The organism is Burkholderia sp. AcTa6-5 (assembly GCF_017815075.1).
GTDB lineage: Bacteria > Pseudomonadota > Gammaproteobacteria > Burkholderiales > Burkholderiaceae > Burkholderia > Burkholderia sola.
Map to the genome: position 1 here is coordinate 344,162 of NZ_JAGIQE010000002.1, position 15,004 is coordinate 359,165.

At 67.4% G+C, this 15,004-nt stretch carries 14 protein-coding genes and 1 tRNA gene; 7 read left to right on the plus strand and 8 right to left on the minus strand.

The window, feature by feature from the left end; all coding sequences use genetic code 11:
- Positions 1–206 precede the first annotated feature (206 nt).
- Positions 207–1,022, minus strand: coding sequence for a nucleotidyltransferase domain-containing protein (locus J8I33_RS04435; protein ID WP_209933419.1), 816 nt, complete (start codon positions 1,020–1,022; stop codon positions 207–209).
- Between the two features lie 55 nt (positions 1,023–1,077).
- Positions 1,078–2,301: an RtcB family protein gene (locus tag J8I33_RS04440; RefSeq protein WP_050014499.1), complete on the minus strand. Its 1,224-nt coding sequence runs from the start codon at positions 2,299–2,301 to the stop codon at positions 1,078–1,080.
- Between the two features lie 92 nt (positions 2,302–2,393).
- Here J8I33_RS04440 and J8I33_RS04445 point away from each other — a divergent pair, with 92 nt between their 5' ends.
- Positions 2,394–3,005 (plus strand): RNA-guided endonuclease TnpB family protein, encoded by a 612-nt coding sequence (locus J8I33_RS04445; protein ID WP_209933426.1) that lies wholly within the window; start codon positions 2,394–2,396, stop codon positions 3,003–3,005.
- A 79-nt stretch (positions 3,006–3,084) separates the two neighbouring features.
- Here J8I33_RS04445 and J8I33_RS04450 read toward each other — a convergent pair whose 3' ends face one another.
- Together J8I33_RS04450 and J8I33_RS04455 are read right to left on the minus strand one after the other, a co-directional pair.
- Positions 3,085–4,224 (minus strand): slipin family protein, encoded by a 1,140-nt coding sequence (locus tag J8I33_RS04450; protein ID WP_209933430.1) that lies wholly within the window; start codon positions 4,222–4,224, stop codon positions 3,085–3,087.
- Positions 4,225–4,481: 257 nt separating this feature from the next.
- A tRNA-Phe gene (locus J8I33_RS04455) sits at positions 4,482–4,554 on the minus strand.
- A 338-nt stretch (positions 4,555–4,892) separates the two neighbouring features.
- Between J8I33_RS04455 and rtcR the strand changes: the two genes are divergently transcribed.
- A complete protein-coding gene (gene rtcR / locus J8I33_RS04460) occupies positions 4,893–6,509 on the plus strand; it encodes an RNA repair transcriptional activator RtcR (protein WP_089489070.1) in 1,617 nt (538 codons plus the stop codon).
- A 36-nt stretch (positions 6,510–6,545) separates the two neighbouring features.
- Here rtcR and J8I33_RS04465 read toward each other — a convergent pair whose 3' ends face one another.
- Positions 6,546–7,298: a class I SAM-dependent methyltransferase gene (locus J8I33_RS04465; RefSeq protein ID WP_124554496.1), complete on the minus strand. Its 753-nt coding sequence runs from the start codon at positions 7,296–7,298 to the stop codon at positions 6,546–6,548.
- Between the two features lie 13 nt (positions 7,299–7,311).
- The gene (locus J8I33_RS04470) at positions 7,312–7,938 is read right to left on the minus strand and encodes a LysE family translocator (protein WP_209924673.1); all 627 of its coding nucleotides are present in this window, start codon (positions 7,936–7,938) and stop codon (positions 7,312–7,314) included.
- Between the two features lie 167 nt (positions 7,939–8,105).
- On the opposite strand from J8I33_RS04470, the gene J8I33_RS04475 reads away from it, so the two are divergent.
- The 3 genes from J8I33_RS04475 (at position 8,106) to J8I33_RS04485 (ending at position 10,564) form a co-directional block, all read left to right on the plus strand.
- Positions 8,106–8,906 (plus strand): helix-turn-helix transcriptional regulator, encoded by an 801-nt coding sequence (locus J8I33_RS04475; RefSeq protein ID WP_124595472.1) that lies wholly within the window; start codon positions 8,106–8,108, stop codon positions 8,904–8,906.
- Positions 8,907–9,026: 120 nt separating this feature from the next.
- Complete coding sequence (locus J8I33_RS04480; RefSeq protein WP_050014507.1) at positions 9,027–9,446, plus strand: hypothetical protein; 420 nt, start codon at positions 9,027–9,029, stop codon at positions 9,444–9,446.
- Between the two features lie 113 nt (positions 9,447–9,559).
- A complete protein-coding gene (locus tag J8I33_RS04485; RefSeq protein ID WP_050014509.1) occupies positions 9,560–10,564 on the plus strand; it encodes a LysR family transcriptional regulator in 1,005 nt (334 codons plus the stop codon).
- Between the two features lie 225 nt (positions 10,565–10,789).
- Here J8I33_RS04485 and J8I33_RS04490 read toward each other — a convergent pair whose 3' ends face one another.
- A complete protein-coding gene (locus J8I33_RS04490) occupies positions 10,790–11,710 on the minus strand; it encodes a LysR substrate-binding domain-containing protein (protein ID WP_209933433.1) in 921 nt (306 codons plus the stop codon).
- A 108-nt stretch (positions 11,711–11,818) separates the two neighbouring features.
- Between J8I33_RS04490 and J8I33_RS04495 the strand changes: the two genes are divergently transcribed.
- Positions 11,819–12,901 (plus strand): tartrate dehydrogenase, encoded by a 1,083-nt coding sequence (locus tag J8I33_RS04495; protein ID WP_050018246.1) that lies wholly within the window; start codon positions 11,819–11,821, stop codon positions 12,899–12,901.
- A gap of 169 nt (positions 12,902–13,070) precedes the next feature.
- Positions 13,071–14,381 carry an MFS transporter gene (locus J8I33_RS04500; RefSeq protein ID WP_209933440.1) on the plus strand — a complete coding sequence of 437 codons (1,311 nt, stop codon included), beginning with the start codon at positions 13,071–13,073 and terminating at the stop codon, positions 14,379–14,381.
- A 78-nt stretch (positions 14,382–14,459) separates the two neighbouring features.
- On the opposite strand, the gene J8I33_RS04505 is transcribed toward J8I33_RS04500, so the two are convergent.
- The gene (locus J8I33_RS04505) at positions 14,460–14,975 is read right to left on the minus strand and encodes a shikimate kinase (protein WP_209933715.1); all 516 of its coding nucleotides are present in this window, start codon (positions 14,973–14,975) and stop codon (positions 14,460–14,462) included.
- Positions 14,976–15,004 lie beyond the last annotated feature (29 nt).

Consider the following 15,004-nt stretch of genomic DNA (forward strand, 5'->3'; position numbering starts at 1 on the left):
CGTCAGCAAGCGGGGCAGGTCGAAGGCTGCGGCGCGTGCAGCGGCGCGCATTGGCGAACGGCATCGAGTATACCGCCGCCATGCGCTGCGATCGTGACGACGACACGTAGTATGCGGGCACGGACGTTGCTGCCTGGCCTGCATTGATCGGACGAGTGCCGATGCAAGAACGGCGCGATCCCCGGGGGCATCGCGCCGTTCACGTTTCATCGGCCGTCGACCACGTCGCGCAGGAACGCGTCGAGCATCGCCACGTCGCCCCACGGCCGCTTGTATTCGCGGTCGTGTTCGGCATCGGCGAGCATGGTCTCGACCAGCGCGTGGATCGCCGGTCGGCGCGGCCCGTACTCGCTTTCGTTCGCGCCTATCTTCAGCGCGAGCAACGCGTCGAGCTCCGCGCGCACCGCCGGCTCGTGCACGGCCCCGGCGACGAGATCCGCGAAACGCATCGGCGGCATGCCGAGCCCCATGTCGATCCAGCGCACCGCGAGCAGCGGCCGCAGCACGTACAGGTACTTCTTGTAACGCACCGTGTCGCCTTGCAGATAGCCACGAAAATTCTTCTTCGCCATCGCGAGGTAGTGATGACGCCCTCGTACCGGCGAGAAGAACGCCGATGCCAGCGACCTGAGCCGCGGCGCCCAGCGCGCATCTTCGCGATACACGACGGGCGAGTCGAGCCATTCGAGCAGCGTCGGATTCGAGCGTCGCAGCAGTTGCAGCGCCTTGCGCAATTCCCAGCCGCTGACGTCGAGCTCGTCGTCGAGCGGCCGTTCGATCACGTCGCGTTGCGGTTCGACGCTCAGGTACCAGTCGCGCCGGTGTGCGTACACGAAGCGTACGTCGTAATCGCTGTCCGGCGACGCGAATCCCCAGCCGCGGCTGCCCGATTCGTACGCGAACAGCACGCTTACATCGTGGCGGCGCTCGACTTCCGCGAGCTCCGCCATCACGCGCGCCCGCACCGCCGGGTCGACCGGATGCGCGCTGCGTACGGTCGTCATCGTCTTGTCGGTTTTCATCGTTGTCGTTTTCCTTTCGTTGTGCGCGGCCGCCGGCCATCGGCCGCATACCGCACTATCCCTTCACGCACACCACCTGGCGCAGCGTATGCATCACTTCGACGAGGCTGCGCTGGGCCGCCATCACCGCGTCGATGTCCTTGTAGGCCATCGGGATTTCATCGACGACGCCCGCGTCCTTCCGGCATTCGACGCCCTGCGTCGCCTTCGCCTGATCGTCGGCCGTGAAGCGGCGCTTCGCTTCGGTGCGGCTCATCGTCCGGCCCGCACCGTGGCTGCACGAGCAGAAGCTTTCCGGATTGCCCAGCCCGCGCACGATGAAGCTCTTCGCGCCCATCGAGCCCGGGATGATCCCGAGCTGCCCCTTCTGCGCGGACACCGCGCCCTTGCGCGTGACGAGCACGTCTTCACCGAAGTGGCGTTCGCGCTGCACGTAGTTGTGGTGGCAGTTCACCGCGTGCTCGTCGACCGAAAACGGTGTGCCGATCACGCCGCGCGCCGCGCCGATCACCGCGTCCATCATTGCCTGCCGGTTGCGTCGCGCGTAGTCCTGCGCCCAGCCGACCGCCTCGACGTAATCGTCGAAGTGCCGGCTGCCTTCGGTGAAATACGCGAGGTTGCGATCCGGCAGGTTCGCGATGTGCTGGCGCATGTCGGCCTGCGCGAGTTCGATGAACAGGCTGCCGATCGCATTGCCGACGCCACGCGAGCCGCTGTGCAGCATGAACCACACGCGGTCCGCCTCGTCGATGCACACTTCGATGAAGTGGTTGCCGGTGCCGAGCGTGCCGAGATGCGCGTAGTGGTTCGTCTTTTCCAGCTTCGGATACTTGTCGACGATCCGCTGGAAACCCGGTTGCAGCGACTTCCACGCGTCGGTCACGGCGGCCGGCGTGCGATCGCCCCATGCGCCCGGATCGCGGCGGCCCGGCGCGCGGCCGTGCGGGACCGCGCGCTCGATCGCGCTGCGCAGCCCACCCAGCGAATCCGGCAGATCGGACGCGGTCAGCGTCGTGCGCGCGGCCATCATCCCGCAGCCGATGTCGACGCCGACCGCGGCCGGAATGATCGCGCCCTTCGTCGGAATCACGCTGCCGATCGTCGAGCCCTTGCCGAGGTGAACGTCCGGCATCACCGCGACGTGGCCGAAGATGAACGGCATCTGCGCGGTGTTGCGCAGTTGCGTGCGCGCTTCCTCTTCGACGGCGACGCCTTGCGTCCACATCTTCACCGGCTTGCCGTTCGCCAGTTCCATCACCTGATATTCGATGTCATTCATCAGAATTTGCTCCGGGAAACCCCGCCATTGATGGCGGGAAGGAAAGGGGTGCTGTTGACAGGCGGCTTCTCCCACGGGTTAGGATCACCGGCATGATTCTTGTCTACCGCTACCGGGTGAAGTCGCTCAACGGACTGCTTAACAAGCAGAGCCGCGCGGTGAACTACGTCTGGAACTTTTGCAACGATACGCGCGAGAAGCTGCCTAACGATCGGTTCGGTCGATGCGCGGCCGAGAAACTCGCGAAAGCGCAACGGGCGCGAAAGCACAAGCGGCATATCGCGAAGCTGCACGCCAAGGTCGCGAATGCCCGCGCCGATTTCCAGCATAAGCTCGCGCTCGATCTGGTGCGGCGTTTTGATTACATCGCGGTCGGCAACGTGTCGGCCGCAAAACTCGCCAGAACCAGGATGGCGAAGAGCGTCTACGACGCATCCTGGTCGTCCTTCCGAAACAAGCTCCGCTACAAAGCGATCGCGCACGGGGCCACGTTCGAGGAAGTGGACGAAAGCGGTTCGACCCAGTCCTGTTCGTCGTGCGGATCGAAAGACAGCACGACGCGGCCGAAAGGTATCGCGGGACTGAGAATAAGAGAATGGGCCTGCAGTGGATGTGGTGTCGTGCATGATCGTGATATCAACGCTGCGCTGAACATTCTCCGATGCGGACGTGCATCGCCAGGTGTGGGAATCCTCCGCCTTTAGGTGGACGAGGACGTCAATTGCTTCACCTGATTCATTTCGGGGTCCGGCGCGATACACGTGCGCCGCGCCGGCTCCTGCATTACGCGCCCTTGATGCTGACGAGTCCGTTCAGCACCTGGTCGAGACCGCCGAACACCGAGATGCGGTCGATCCGTTCCGCGACGCGCTCGAGCGTTTCCAGCTCCTTGAGTCGCAGCGCGGTCGGGTTCTCTTCCATCACCTTCGCGGTGTTCAGCAGCGAACGCGTGGCCGCCGTTTCCTCGCGGCGGCGAATCACGTTCGCCTGCGCGGACTTCTCCGCTTCGACCACCTGCGCGAGGATCGTCTTCATGTCGCCCGGCAGCACGATATCCTTCACGCCGACGCTGCGCACGTCCACGCCTGAATCGTCGAGACGGGCGCGTACTTGCGCAATCACGACGTCGTCGAGCGACTGCTTGTCCTCCAGTAGCGCGTCGAGCGAGCGCGTGCCGACCGCCGAACGCAGCGCGAACTGCAGTTCGCGATACAGGTGTTCGACCGGCTTCTGCAACTGGCCGAACGCGTGCAGCACGTCCGCATAGCACCACGTCGCCGACAGGTTCAGCCGCAGCGCGACCTTGTCGCGCGTCAGGATTTCCTGCCCGCCGACTTCGATCGCCTGCAAGCGCAGATCGACGAGTTCGACCGCGACGTCGCGGTTGAAGCGCCAGAGCGCCGACGTACCCGCGTCCAGCACCCGCTCGATCTTGCCGTCGATCTTCAGTACACCGACGTGGTACGCCGGCACCTGCGCCAGCAGCACGCCCGTGAGCCCCGCCACGCCGCGCGCACGCAGCGACGGTTGCGCGATGCGCTTCACGAGCGCGGCGGGCAGCATGCTGTCCTGCGCGAGATCGATGCGCTCCAGCCGATGCGCGGTCAGGCCACGCCAGTACAGCCGGCGCGTGCCGGGCGCCAGGATCTCGACGAGCACGTCGTCTTCGTAGCGCAGGCCGGCTTCGTCGTCGGCGAGATCCATCGCGACGAAATGCTGCGCGAGCACATCCTGTGCGTCGTGACGCAGGTAATCGGCCAGCGCTTCGTCGGCGAGCGGCGCATCGAGACGCGCGGTCTGCACCGACAGGCGCTTGAACGGATCGAAGGCCTTGAACACACCCGGTTCGAGCACCTTCACGAAATCGCCTTCGCTCATCAGCAGCGCGCGTTCGTTCTTTTTTACGACATGTCGCATCCACATATTCTTGTCCTTTTCTTCAATGGCCGCCGGGTGACGCGCATCGGGCGGATCGCGGTGCGACGCAATCGGGCGGGCGGCACGCTGGCCGGCGTCGAAGCGCATGGCGACGCGTCCTGCATCGCGTCGTCGTGCGCATTCGCGCGGGCCGTGCGGCCGTCCGGCCGATCGCGCGGAACCGCAACCGGTCCGACGCGCGGCGGGCCTCTCGGCCGGCACCGGCGGGTACTACTTTTCATACGAGACCGTCCTTGCGGACAGCGTTCGAGCGGGATTCGAACCCGCCACCGGCCGGCTTTCGCCGGCTGCTCCACCTGACTGAGCTTCCGAACAATGGGGCGCCCCGGGATTCGAACCCGGGCGAAGCATCCTGGCGCGCGCCCCTTTGCCTTCGTCTGTCCATGGCGGCATGCGCTGCCGCGACGAACGAGGTTCGGCGGCGGCGCACCAGCAGGGCTTGTTGAACCCTGGCTCGTGGGCCAGCGGGACATCCGGCGTCTTCTATTTAGCGAGGAGCGTGCCAGTGCGGGCGTGGGCTTTCGTGAAATTTCCCAGGCGATTGAAAATAAAGGGAATTTTTTATTTGGCGCGGCCTGGTGGCAACGCTCGTTGCACCGCGCCGCCATGAATATCCGATACAATCGGATCGCTTCTTATCCCATGAGATAAACATGCGCAAAACCGTCGCGATCGGTTTTCTCGGCACCGTGCTCGACCAGGGCGGCCGCGCGCCGCGCCGTTACCGCAAATGGCGGCCGACGATTTCGCTGTGCGAGCAGCCCGGCCTGCCGATCGACCGGCTCGAACTGCTGCATTCGCTGGACTACACGCGTCTCGCCAACCAGGTGCGGGACGATCTCGCGCGCGTGTCGCCGCACACCGACGTGCGGCTCACGCCGGTCACGATCCACGATCCGTGGGATTTCGAGGAGGTCTATGCGACGCTGCACGATTACGCACGCGCGTATCCGTTCGACCTCGAGCACGAGGATTACCTGATCCACATCACGACCGGCACGCACGTCGCGCAGATCTGCTGGTTCCTGCTGGCGGAAGCGCGCTACCTGCCCGCGCGTCTCGTGCAGACGGGGCCGCCGCAGCGGACGGACGAAGGGCCGAGCGGGCCGGGCACGATCTCGGTGATCGATCTCGACCTGTCGCGCTACAACCGGATCGCGCAGCGCTTCACGCGCGAGCGCGACGAAACGGTGTCGTTCCTGAAGGCCGGCATCGCGACGCGCAACGCGCGTTTCAACGCGCTGATCGAGCAACTGGAGCGCGTGGCCGTGCGGTCGCGCGCGCCGATGCTGCTGGTCGGGCCGACGGGTGCCGGCAAGTCGTTTCTCGCGAAGCGCGTGTACGAACTGAAGCGTGGACGGCACCGGCTCGCGGGGCCGTTCATCGAGGTCAACTGCGCGACGCTGCGCGGCGACGCGGCGATGTCGACGCTGTTCGGTCACGTGAAAGGCGCGTTCACGGGCGCGCAGTCGGCGCGCGCGGGGCTGCTGCGCGCAGCGGACGGCGGGCTGCTGTTTCTCGACGAAATCGGCGAACTCGGGCTCGACGAACAGGCGATGCTGCTGAAGGCGATCGAGGAAAAGCGCTTCCTGCCGGTGGGCGCGGACGTCGAGGCGAGCAGCGATTTCGAGCTGATCGCGGGCACGCATCGCGACCTGCGGCAGATGGTGGCTGCCGGTACGTTCCGCGAGGATCTGTATGCGCGGATCAATCTGTGGACCTACGAACTGCCGGGACTCGCCGAGCGCCGCGAGGACATCGAGCCGAACCTCGAATTCGAGCTCGACCGTTTCGGCCGCGAGCAAGGCGAGCAGGTGCGGTTCAACGTGGAGGCGAAGCGGCGCTATCTCGCGTTCGCGGCGTCGCCGCGCGCGACGTGGGCCGGCAACTTCCGCGAGCTGTCGGCCTCGGTCACGCGGATGGCGACGCTGGCCGATGCGGGGCGGATTACCGAGGCGCTCGCCGAGCAGGAAGTCGAGCGGCTGACGCGCACGTGGTCGTCGCCGGGTGGTGCGGGGGCGTCCGATGCATGCGTCGACGCGGTATTCGGTGCGCGGGCGGCGGAGCTCGACCTGTTCGACCGCGCGCAGCTCGAACGCGTGCTCGACGTGTGCCGCACGTCGGCGAGCCTGTCGGAAGCCGGGCGCACGCTATTCGCGGTGTCGCGGCAGAGCAAGAAGCAGCCGAACGATGCGGACCGATTGCGCAAGTATCTCGCGCGGTTCGGGCTCGATTGGGACGGGGTGCGGCGCGCGCTCGACGGCGTGTGATGACGAGAGGGGCGCGTGATGTCTGCGCTGCGCCCGTTACGCGCGGCAGATCGCGATGATCTCCGCGCTGGTCGCCTCGTCGAACGGGGCACGGTCCCAATCGCCGCACCAGTCGGCCGACGCGAAGCCGGCCGCCGTCACGCGGGCCTGCAATTCGGATCGAGCGATGAAACGCAGCCGGCTCGTATTCGTCAGCACTGTATCGTCGCGACGGAAGCGGTAGTGCGTGTCGAACGTCACGATCGCGCCGTCGATCGCCCGCACCGCGTGATGGAGATCGACGATGCCGAATGCGTGCGACTCGACGCTGCGTGCCGACTGCGCGGGTGTCCATGTTCGCCACGGTTCGATACGCGGGTTGCGGGTGTCGAACAGGAAGCGGCCGCCGTCGGCGAGCACGCGTCGCACGCCGCGCAGCGTCGCATCGATGTCGTCGTCGGTCAGCAGGCACTGGAACGCGTGCCCGGTCATCGCGACCGCATCGAACGGCGCGCCGGGCGGCAGGCCGTCGAGTGCGCACGCGAGCCAGCGTACCGCGTCGGCACCCGGCTGGCGCCGCGCGTAATCGATCATCGCCGGTGCGGGATCGATCGCGACGACGTCATGCCCGGCTGCCGCGAGCCGTCGCGCGAACGTGCCGGTGCCGCAGCCGAGATCGAGGATGCGTTGCCCGGCGGCGCCGATCGCGGCCGCGTAGAACGCGAAGTCCCGATCGCCCGCGTTGAACACGTCGTACACCGCGACGAGGCGCGGGTCGGTGTAGAGCAGGTCGGCGTCGGCGCGCGTCATGCGGCCGCGCACATCAGCGCTGCTGCACGGCCACGCGCAGCCCGAGCGCGATGAAGATCGAGCCGATGATCTTGCCCTGCCAGCGCGTGAGCCACGTGAGCCGCGTCACGATGCGGCCGAGCGGGCGGATCGAGCACGCGATCAGTGTCGTGTAGAGCGAGCTGAGCACGACGAAGATCAGCCCGAGCACCGCGAACTGCACGAACGTCGAACCGCGCTCCGGATGCACGAACTGCGGCATGAACGCGAGAAAGAACAGCGCGGTTTTCGGATTCAGCACTTCGGCGGGAATCGCCTGCAAGTACGCCCTGAGCGGCGTGACGGGCGACACCTGCGGCAGCGACGGGTCGGCCGCCTTCTCGAGCAGCGCGCGCACGCCGAGATAGATCAGGTACGCGGCGCCGGCCAGCTTCACGACGTTGAACGCGAGTGCCGATGTCATCAGCAGCGCGGACAGCCCCACGGCCGCGAACAGCGTATGCACGAAGTCGCCGCTCGCGACGCCGAGGCCGGTCAGGATGCCGGTCTTGCGGCCGCCCTGCACGGTGCGGCTCAGCACGAGCAGCACGGCGGGGCCGGGAATCAGGAACAGGCCCAGAACGACGGCCGTGAAGGTGGTCAGCGTGGTCAGGTCGAACATGGCGGCTCCGGCAGGTTGGCGCAGCGGCAGGGGATCGGCGCATTGTATTCGGTTCGGCGCGCGGCCGCAGACGGCCGTTTTCAAACGGCGCGGCCGCGCCGGCGCCTTTCTGGTATAAGCACGACAGGGCGCGCCGGCGTCCGGCCTTCTTTACAGCCCGTCGTTCCATGCGCGACCTTCCACCGATCACCGATCCCGCCGCGGACGCCGACGTCTATCACGTGCCGCGTCCGCTCGTCGTGTTCGGCGGCTCGGTCGTCGAGCCCGAATGGCGGCTCGAGCGGCACAGCCATCGTCAGGCGCAACTGCTCTACACGTTGAGCGGCGTCGTCTATTGCGAGATCGACGGCGGCGTGTGGACTGCGCCGCCGCAATGCACGGTCTGGATTCCGGGCGATGTCCCGCATGCGGCGCGCGGCTCGGCCGGCGCGACTTTCTACGCGGTACTGGTCGAACCCGACGCGGCGCTCGAGCTGCCCACGCGCTGCTGCACGCTGGCCATGTCGCCGCTGTTGCGCGAACTGCTGCTGAAGGCGGCCAGCTTCCCGAACCTGTACGACGTCGACGGGCCGCAGGGGCGGCTGGTGGCGACGCTGCTCGACGAACTCGTCGCGGCGCCGGTCGAGGATCTGTACCTGCCGATGCCGGCCGACCGCCGGCTGCGCAAGCTGATCGACCATCTGCTCGACGATCCGGCCGACAAGTCGCCGCTGGCCGAACTCGCGCGGCGCGCGGGCATCAGCGAGCGCAGCCTCACGCGGCTCGCGACGAAGGAACTCGGCATGAGCCTGGGCGACTGGCGCCGTCGGCTGCACGTCGCGCTGTCGCTGCGGATGCTGACGACCGGCCGCCGCGTGCATCAGATCGCAATCGATCTCGGCTACGAGAGCGCGAGCAGTTTCGTCACGATGTTCCGCAAGGCGACCGGCAAGTCGCCGACGCAATACCTGACCGACCGGCAACGCTGAACGCCTACGCTGCGCGCTCGCACACGTTTGGCCGGATTGAAAAAGCAGTTGGCCGGGATGAGAAATGACGCATCGGGTCTCGATCCATAAGATGAGAATCGTTCTCATCTGGAGGTCGACATGCAAATCGTCACGACTGAATTCCCGTTTGTCTGGCTGCGTTACAGCGGCTCGACCCACACCGATCCCGCCCGCCTGATTGCCGAACTCGACGCGCTGCTCGCGCGGCGCGAACGCTTCGTCTTGCTGACCGACGATGCCCCGTCCGGCGACGATCGCGCGGACAACGATCACGAGATGCGCAAACAGCTCGCGAAGTGGAGCAAGGCCAACCGTGCGCTGTCGCGCGAACGGATCCCCGGGATGATCGCGATCGAGCCCAACGCGGCGCGGCGCGTGGCGCTCAACGCCTTTTCGGGCGCCTTCGAGAAGGTCTGGGGCTATCCGCTGAACGCGGCGGCGAGCCGCGACGACGCACTGGCGCTCGCGCAACGGCTGCTCGCCGAACCGGCGCCCGGCGTCGCGGCGGCGAACGCCTGACCCGACGGCCGCGCGGGTCGCGCGGCTTGCGTCGACATCGACGTCGATATTGACACGCACGCACGGTGCGCGAACGCGCGCCGCGGCATATCGCAACCACGCAGAGGTGTTGGGTGGACAATCCGATCCGCGCGATGCGCATCTTCACGCGCATCGTCGAAATGAACAGCTTCACGCGCGCGGCGCAGGCGCTCGGCATTTCGCGCGCCACCGCGACGCGCACCGTGCAGGAACTCGAAGCGGCGCTCGGCATGCCGCTGCTGGTGCGCACGACGCGCGCGTTGCGGGCGACGCCCGAAGGTGATGCGTATTACCGGCGCTGCGTCAGCATCACCGCGGACGTCGACGAGCTCGAAGCGAGCATCCGCGGCGCCGCGCTGCATCCGAGCGGGCCGTTGCGCGTCGAATTGCCGGCGTCGGTGGCGGGCGCGATCGTATTGGCCGCGCTCGGCGAATTTCATGCACGACATCCCGATCTCGAACTGATGCTCGCCATGGCCGGGCGCGCGGGCGATCGCATCGGCGACGCGATCGACTGCAGCGTCCGGCTCGGTGCGCTGCCCGATTCGTCGCTCGTTGCACGCCGGCTCGGCTCGCTCGAGCGCGTGACGTGCGCGAGCCCCGCGTATCTCGAGCGCTTCGGCGTGCCGCGCACGCCCGACGATCTGGACGCGCATCGCGCGGTAGCCGGGTCGCACGTGTTCGGCCAGCGTCCGGCCGAGCTCGAATTCGTGATGGACGACGCGGTGCGCAAGGTGCAACTCGACGGCATCGTCAGCGTGGACGACGAGCAGGCGTATCTCGCCTGCGGCGTGCACGGCCTCGGGCTGATCCAGCCGACGCGCGTCGCCGCGCAGCCGCTGATCGACGCGGGGCGGTTGCGGGAAGTGCTGCCGCGCTGGCAACCCGATGCGCTCGCGGTGTCGGCCGTCTATGTGAAGCGCCCGCATGTGTCGCCCGGCGTGCGGGCGTTCGTCGACTGGATCGCGGAACGCTTCGTGCAGGCCGGGTATGAGCAGGCGGGACTGGCGGCGGCGGGGGCGGTGGGGTGGCGGCCGGCGCTGCCGGGTGCAGTCGCTGCCGGCGATCGCTACAGCGGGCTCGTAGCGGTGGCTTGACGGCGGTATGCGGACGGAAGGTCCTCAAGCGGTTGCGAGGTGGCAGGCGCTGGCCTTTGATCCGTATCGGAGGATGTAAATATTTTGGCGATTTGGCACGAAATTCGCCGGAATATTTACATCGTATGCTGCGGGGCCAGCAGGGCAGCGGCATACGGAGAGGCGCAGGCGTGCGCATGCCCGCAGCACCGACAGTCGACCCGCATGGGGTGCGGAATACCCGCCTTACACCGCCCTAAACCGCCCCAAATCCTCCGCCACGAAATCGACGAACGCGCGAATCCGCGTGGACATCTGGTGACGCTGCGCATACACCGCGTAGATGTCGGCGCTCGGCGTTTCGTGCTCGGGCAGCACGACGACCAGCCTGCCGTCGGCGAGATAGTCGCGCAGATCCCATTCCGCGCGCATCAGGATTCCGTGCCCGTCGAGTGCCCACTTCACCGCGATCTCGCCGTCGTTCGTCGTCAGGTTGCCGTTGATCCGCACGGCTTCCGTGTGGCGGGCCGCACCGCGTCCGCTCGTCAGGCGCCACACGCCATAGCCCTCGTCGCCTTGCCGGATGCCGATGCAGTTGTGCCGCGTCAGATCGTGTGGCGCGCCGGGCGTCCCGTGCCGCGCGAGATACGCGGGCGCCGCGCACAGCAGCCGGCGGTTCGGCGCGAGCCGCCGCGCGACGACGCGCGTATCGGGCGGTTCACCGAAGCGGATGCACACGTCGAACGCGTCGTCCGTGAGCGGCGGCGGCATCACCGACAACTGCAGCTGCACCGATACCTCCGGATAGCGCGCGACGAAGCGCGAGATCGCCGGGCCGATGTGGCTGCGCCCGAAACCGAGCGTCGCGTTCACGCGCAGCAGGCCTTTCGGCCGCTGCTTCGCGCTGCCGAGCAGTTCGCCGAGCTCGTCCATCTGATCGAGGATCCGGCGCGCATAGGCGAGGTACACGTCGCCTTCCGGCGTCAGCATCATCCGCCGCGTCGTGCGGTTGACGAGCGTCACGCCTGCGCGCCGCTCCATCTGCGTGAGCCGCTTGCTGACGGCCGCCGCGGTCAGCCCGAGTTCGCGCGCGGCCGCGCTCAGGCTGCCGGATGCGGCCAGCGTCGAGAAGAAGCCGAGATCGGCCGGCTGGACGGTATCCGCCATGAGGGGATTCGTGAATTGAAGTTAAAGATGCTTTGAGTATAGCCCCGGTTTCTGTACTTCCAGTTCGATAAAGTGCGTTCACGCTCACGATCAATGGAGGATGTCCGCGTGAAGACCTACCGTATCGCAACGATTCCCGGCGACGGCATCGGCAAGGAGGTGGTGCCTGCCGGCAAGCAGTTGCTGGAAGCGCTGGCCCGCGGCAGCGACCGCTTTGCGTTCGCGTTCGAGGATTTCGACTGGGGCGCCGACTACTACCGCCGGCACGGCGCGATGATGCCGGCCGACGGCCTCGACGCGCTGCGCGGCAAGGACGCGATCCTGTTCGGCTCCGCGGGCGACCCGGACGTGCCCGACCACGTGACGTTGTGGGGCCTGCGCCTGAAGATCTGCCAGGGCTTCGACCAGTACGCGAACGTGCGCCCGACGCGCATCCTGCCGGGCATCGACGCGCCGCTGAAACGCTGCGGGCCGGACGACCTGAACTGGGTGATCGTCCGCGAGAACTCCGAAGGCGAATACGCGGGCGTTGGCGGCCGCGTGCACCAGGGCCATCCGATCGAGGCCGCGACCGACGTGTCGATCCTCACGCGCGCCGGCGTCGAACGCATCATGCGTTTCGCGTTCCGGCTCGCGCAGTCGCGGCCGCGCAAGCTGCTGACCGTGATCACGAAGAGCAACGCGCAGCGGCATGCGATGGTGATGTGGGACGAGATCGCGAAGCAGATCGCACAGGAATTCCCCGACGTGACGTGGGACAAGGAACTCGTCGACGCGGCGACCGCGCGCATGGTCAACCGCCCGGCGTCGCTCGACACGATCGTCGCGACCAACCTGCACGCGGACATCCTCAGCGATCTCGCCGCCGCGCTCGCGGGCAGCCTCGGCATCGCGCCCACCGGCAACATCGATCCCGAGCGCCGCTATCCGTCGATGTTCGAGCCGATCCACGGCTCCGCGTTCGACATCATGGGCAAGGGACTCGCGAATCCGGTCGGCACGTTCTGGTCGGTCGTGATGCTGCTCGAACATCTCGGCGAGGCGGATGCCGCCGCGCGCGTGATGCACGCGATCGAGGCCGTGACGGCCGACCCGTCGCTGCACACGCGCGACCTCGGCGGCAGCGCGACGACCGCGCAGGTGACGGCGGCCGTCTGCGAGCGCGTCGCGAACGCGGCGGTCGCGGCCTGACGGCAGCGACGCGGTGACGGCCGCGCGTGCGCGCAGCCGAGCGCCGCCCGCTCGCTCCACTCACGCATTTTCAGCCCGCGACTCGCGCATGCGACGCGAGCCGGGCGCCGGCCGGCGCTCGAGGTCCATCGACCGACGGCGCACGGCCCGACCTCGAAGGAGGAGACACATGCAAGCGGATCTGGAAACCCGCGTCGCGCGGAAACTGATGTGGCGCATCATTCCGTTCGTGATGCTGCTTTACTTCGTCAGCTTTCTCGATCGCGTCAACGTCGGCTTCGCGGCGATGACGATGAACAAGGCGATCGGCCTGTCGCCGACCGCATTCGGGTTCGGCGGCGGCCTGTTCTTCATCGGCTACTTTCTGTTCGAAGTGCCAAGCAACCTGATTCTCCATCGCGTCGGCGCGCGCATCTGGATCGCACGCGTGATGATCACGTGGGGAATCGTGTCGGCGGTGTCCGCGTTCGCGGCCGGACCGACGAGCTTCTACGTGCTGCGCTTTCTGCTCGGCATCGCGGAAGCCGGCTTCTTCCCCGGCATCATCCTGTACCTGAGCCTGTGGTTTCCCGCGAAGCAGCGTGCGGTGGCCGCCGCGTGGTTCATGGCGGCCGCGCCGATCTCGACCGCGATCGGTTCGCCGCTGTCGGGCGCGATCATGCAGATGCCGCCGATGTTCGGGCTGGCCGACTGGCAGATGCTGTACATCGTCGAAGCGCTGCCGGCGGTCGTGCTCGGCTTCGTCGTGCTGAAGCGCCTGACCGCTGCGCCGTCGCAGGCCGCGTGGCTGCGCGCCGACGAACGCGACTGGCTGATCGCGAAGCTGAAGGCGGAAGCGGATGCGCGCCACACGCATGCCGGGCATACGGCCGGCGCGTGGCAGGCGCTGCGCGACCCGCGCGTGCTGGCGCTCGCGCTGATCTACTTCGGCACGTCGGCGGGGCTCTATACGCTCGGCCTGTGGGCGCCGCTGATGGTCAAGCAGTTCGGCTTCACCGCGTTGCAGACGGGCCTGCTGACCGGCATTCCGAGCATCGCCGCCGTGGTCGCGATGATCGGGTGGGCGCGGCATTCGGATCGCACCGCCGAGCGCACGTGGCACGTCGTGATTCCGTGCGTGCTGGCCTGCGTCGGCTTCGTGTTCGCGGGGCAGGCGAGCACGGCGTTGCTGACCGTGCTGGCGCTGGTCGTCGTCAACATCGGGATCAGTGCCGCGAAGGCGCCGCTGTGGGCGATGCCGAGCGCGTTCCTGTCAGGCGCCGGGGCGGCGGCGGGGATCGCGATGATCAATTCGATCGGCAATCTCGGCGGGTTCGTCGGGCCGTTCGCGATCGGCTGGCTCAAGCACGTGACGGGCGGGTATGCGGCGGGGTTGTATGTGGTCGCGGGGACGCTCGCGGTGTCGGCGGTGGTGACGTTGATGTTGAGCCGGAAGGGGGCGCGGGAGCAGGTCGTGTCGGGTGTACATCAGCATCGTTGAGAGCGGTGCGCGTCCGCGGGCATGCATCCGGACGTGCATACGGTGCGCTGACGATGGCGCACGGCCGAAGCAGCCGCGTCAACGCACGGGAAGTGCCACGCGGCGAGCGATCTCCGTCGCGCACGCGTCGGCCGACGCGTTCGACGTATCGATTACGCAATCGCTGAACGCGCGCGACGCATATCCTTCGCGATACATCTGCGCGATCCGTTGCCGCTCCCAGTCCGTCAGTGCACGCGTGCCGCGATTCGATGCCGCGACTGCTTCGGGCGGTGCCAGCGTGACGACGAACAATCGCGCATCGCGCGCGTCGCACGCCGCGCGCAGCCGCTCGAATTCCGCTTCGCCAATCGGATAGGCGATCAGGAGGTGGCGTTCGCGCGCTTGCGCGATCTGCGTGACCAGTCGCTCCAGCGCAATGGCCCATTGCACGTCGAACGGCGCATCTTCAGGCGCGTCGTGATCGTCGCCGTCGATGAAGCGCGCATCGGGCAGCACGCGTGCGAGTGCGCGGCCGATCGTCGTCTTGCCGCTGTTGATCGGGCCGTTCAGATGGATGATGGTGAGCGGCGGGTTTGTCGATGTAGAGGACATGAGGAGCGGGATTGATGGGACGCCTTCAT

Coding starts and splice junctions, on each gene's coding strand:
- J8I33_RS04435 (WP_209933419.1), bottom strand. CDS start 1,022: ATGAAAACCGACAAGACGATGACGACCGTACGCAGCGCGCATCCGGTC.
- J8I33_RS04440 (WP_050014499.1), bottom strand. CDS start 2,301: ATGAATGACATCGAATATCAGGTGATGGAACTGGCGAACGGCAAGCCG.
- J8I33_RS04445 (WP_209933426.1), top strand. CDS start 2,394: ATGATTCTTGTCTACCGCTACCGGGTGAAGTCGCTCAACGGACTGCTT.
- J8I33_RS04450 (WP_209933430.1), bottom strand. CDS start 4,224: ATGTGGATGCGACATGTCGTAAAAAAGAACGAACGCGCGCTGCTGATG.
- rtcR (WP_089489070.1), top strand. CDS start 4,893: ATGCGCAAAACCGTCGCGATCGGTTTTCTCGGCACCGTGCTCGACCAG.
- J8I33_RS04465 (WP_124554496.1), bottom strand. CDS start 7,298: ATGACGCGCGCCGACGCCGACCTGCTCTACACCGACCCGCGCCTCGTC.
- J8I33_RS04470 (WP_209924673.1), bottom strand. CDS start 7,938: ATGTTCGACCTGACCACGCTGACCACCTTCACGGCCGTCGTTCTGGGC.
- J8I33_RS04475 (WP_124595472.1), top strand. CDS start 8,106: ATGCGCGACCTTCCACCGATCACCGATCCCGCCGCGGACGCCGACGTC.
- J8I33_RS04480 (WP_050014507.1), top strand. CDS start 9,027: ATGCAAATCGTCACGACTGAATTCCCGTTTGTCTGGCTGCGTTACAGC.
- J8I33_RS04490 (WP_209933433.1), bottom strand. CDS start 11,710: ATGGCGGATACCGTCCAGCCGGCCGATCTCGGCTTCTTCTCGACGCTG.
- J8I33_RS04500 (WP_209933440.1), top strand. CDS start 13,071: ATGCAAGCGGATCTGGAAACCCGCGTCGCGCGGAAACTGATGTGGCGC.
- J8I33_RS04505 (WP_209933715.1), bottom strand. CDS start 14,975: ATGTCCTCTACATCGACAAACCCGCCGCTCACCATCATCCATCTGAAC.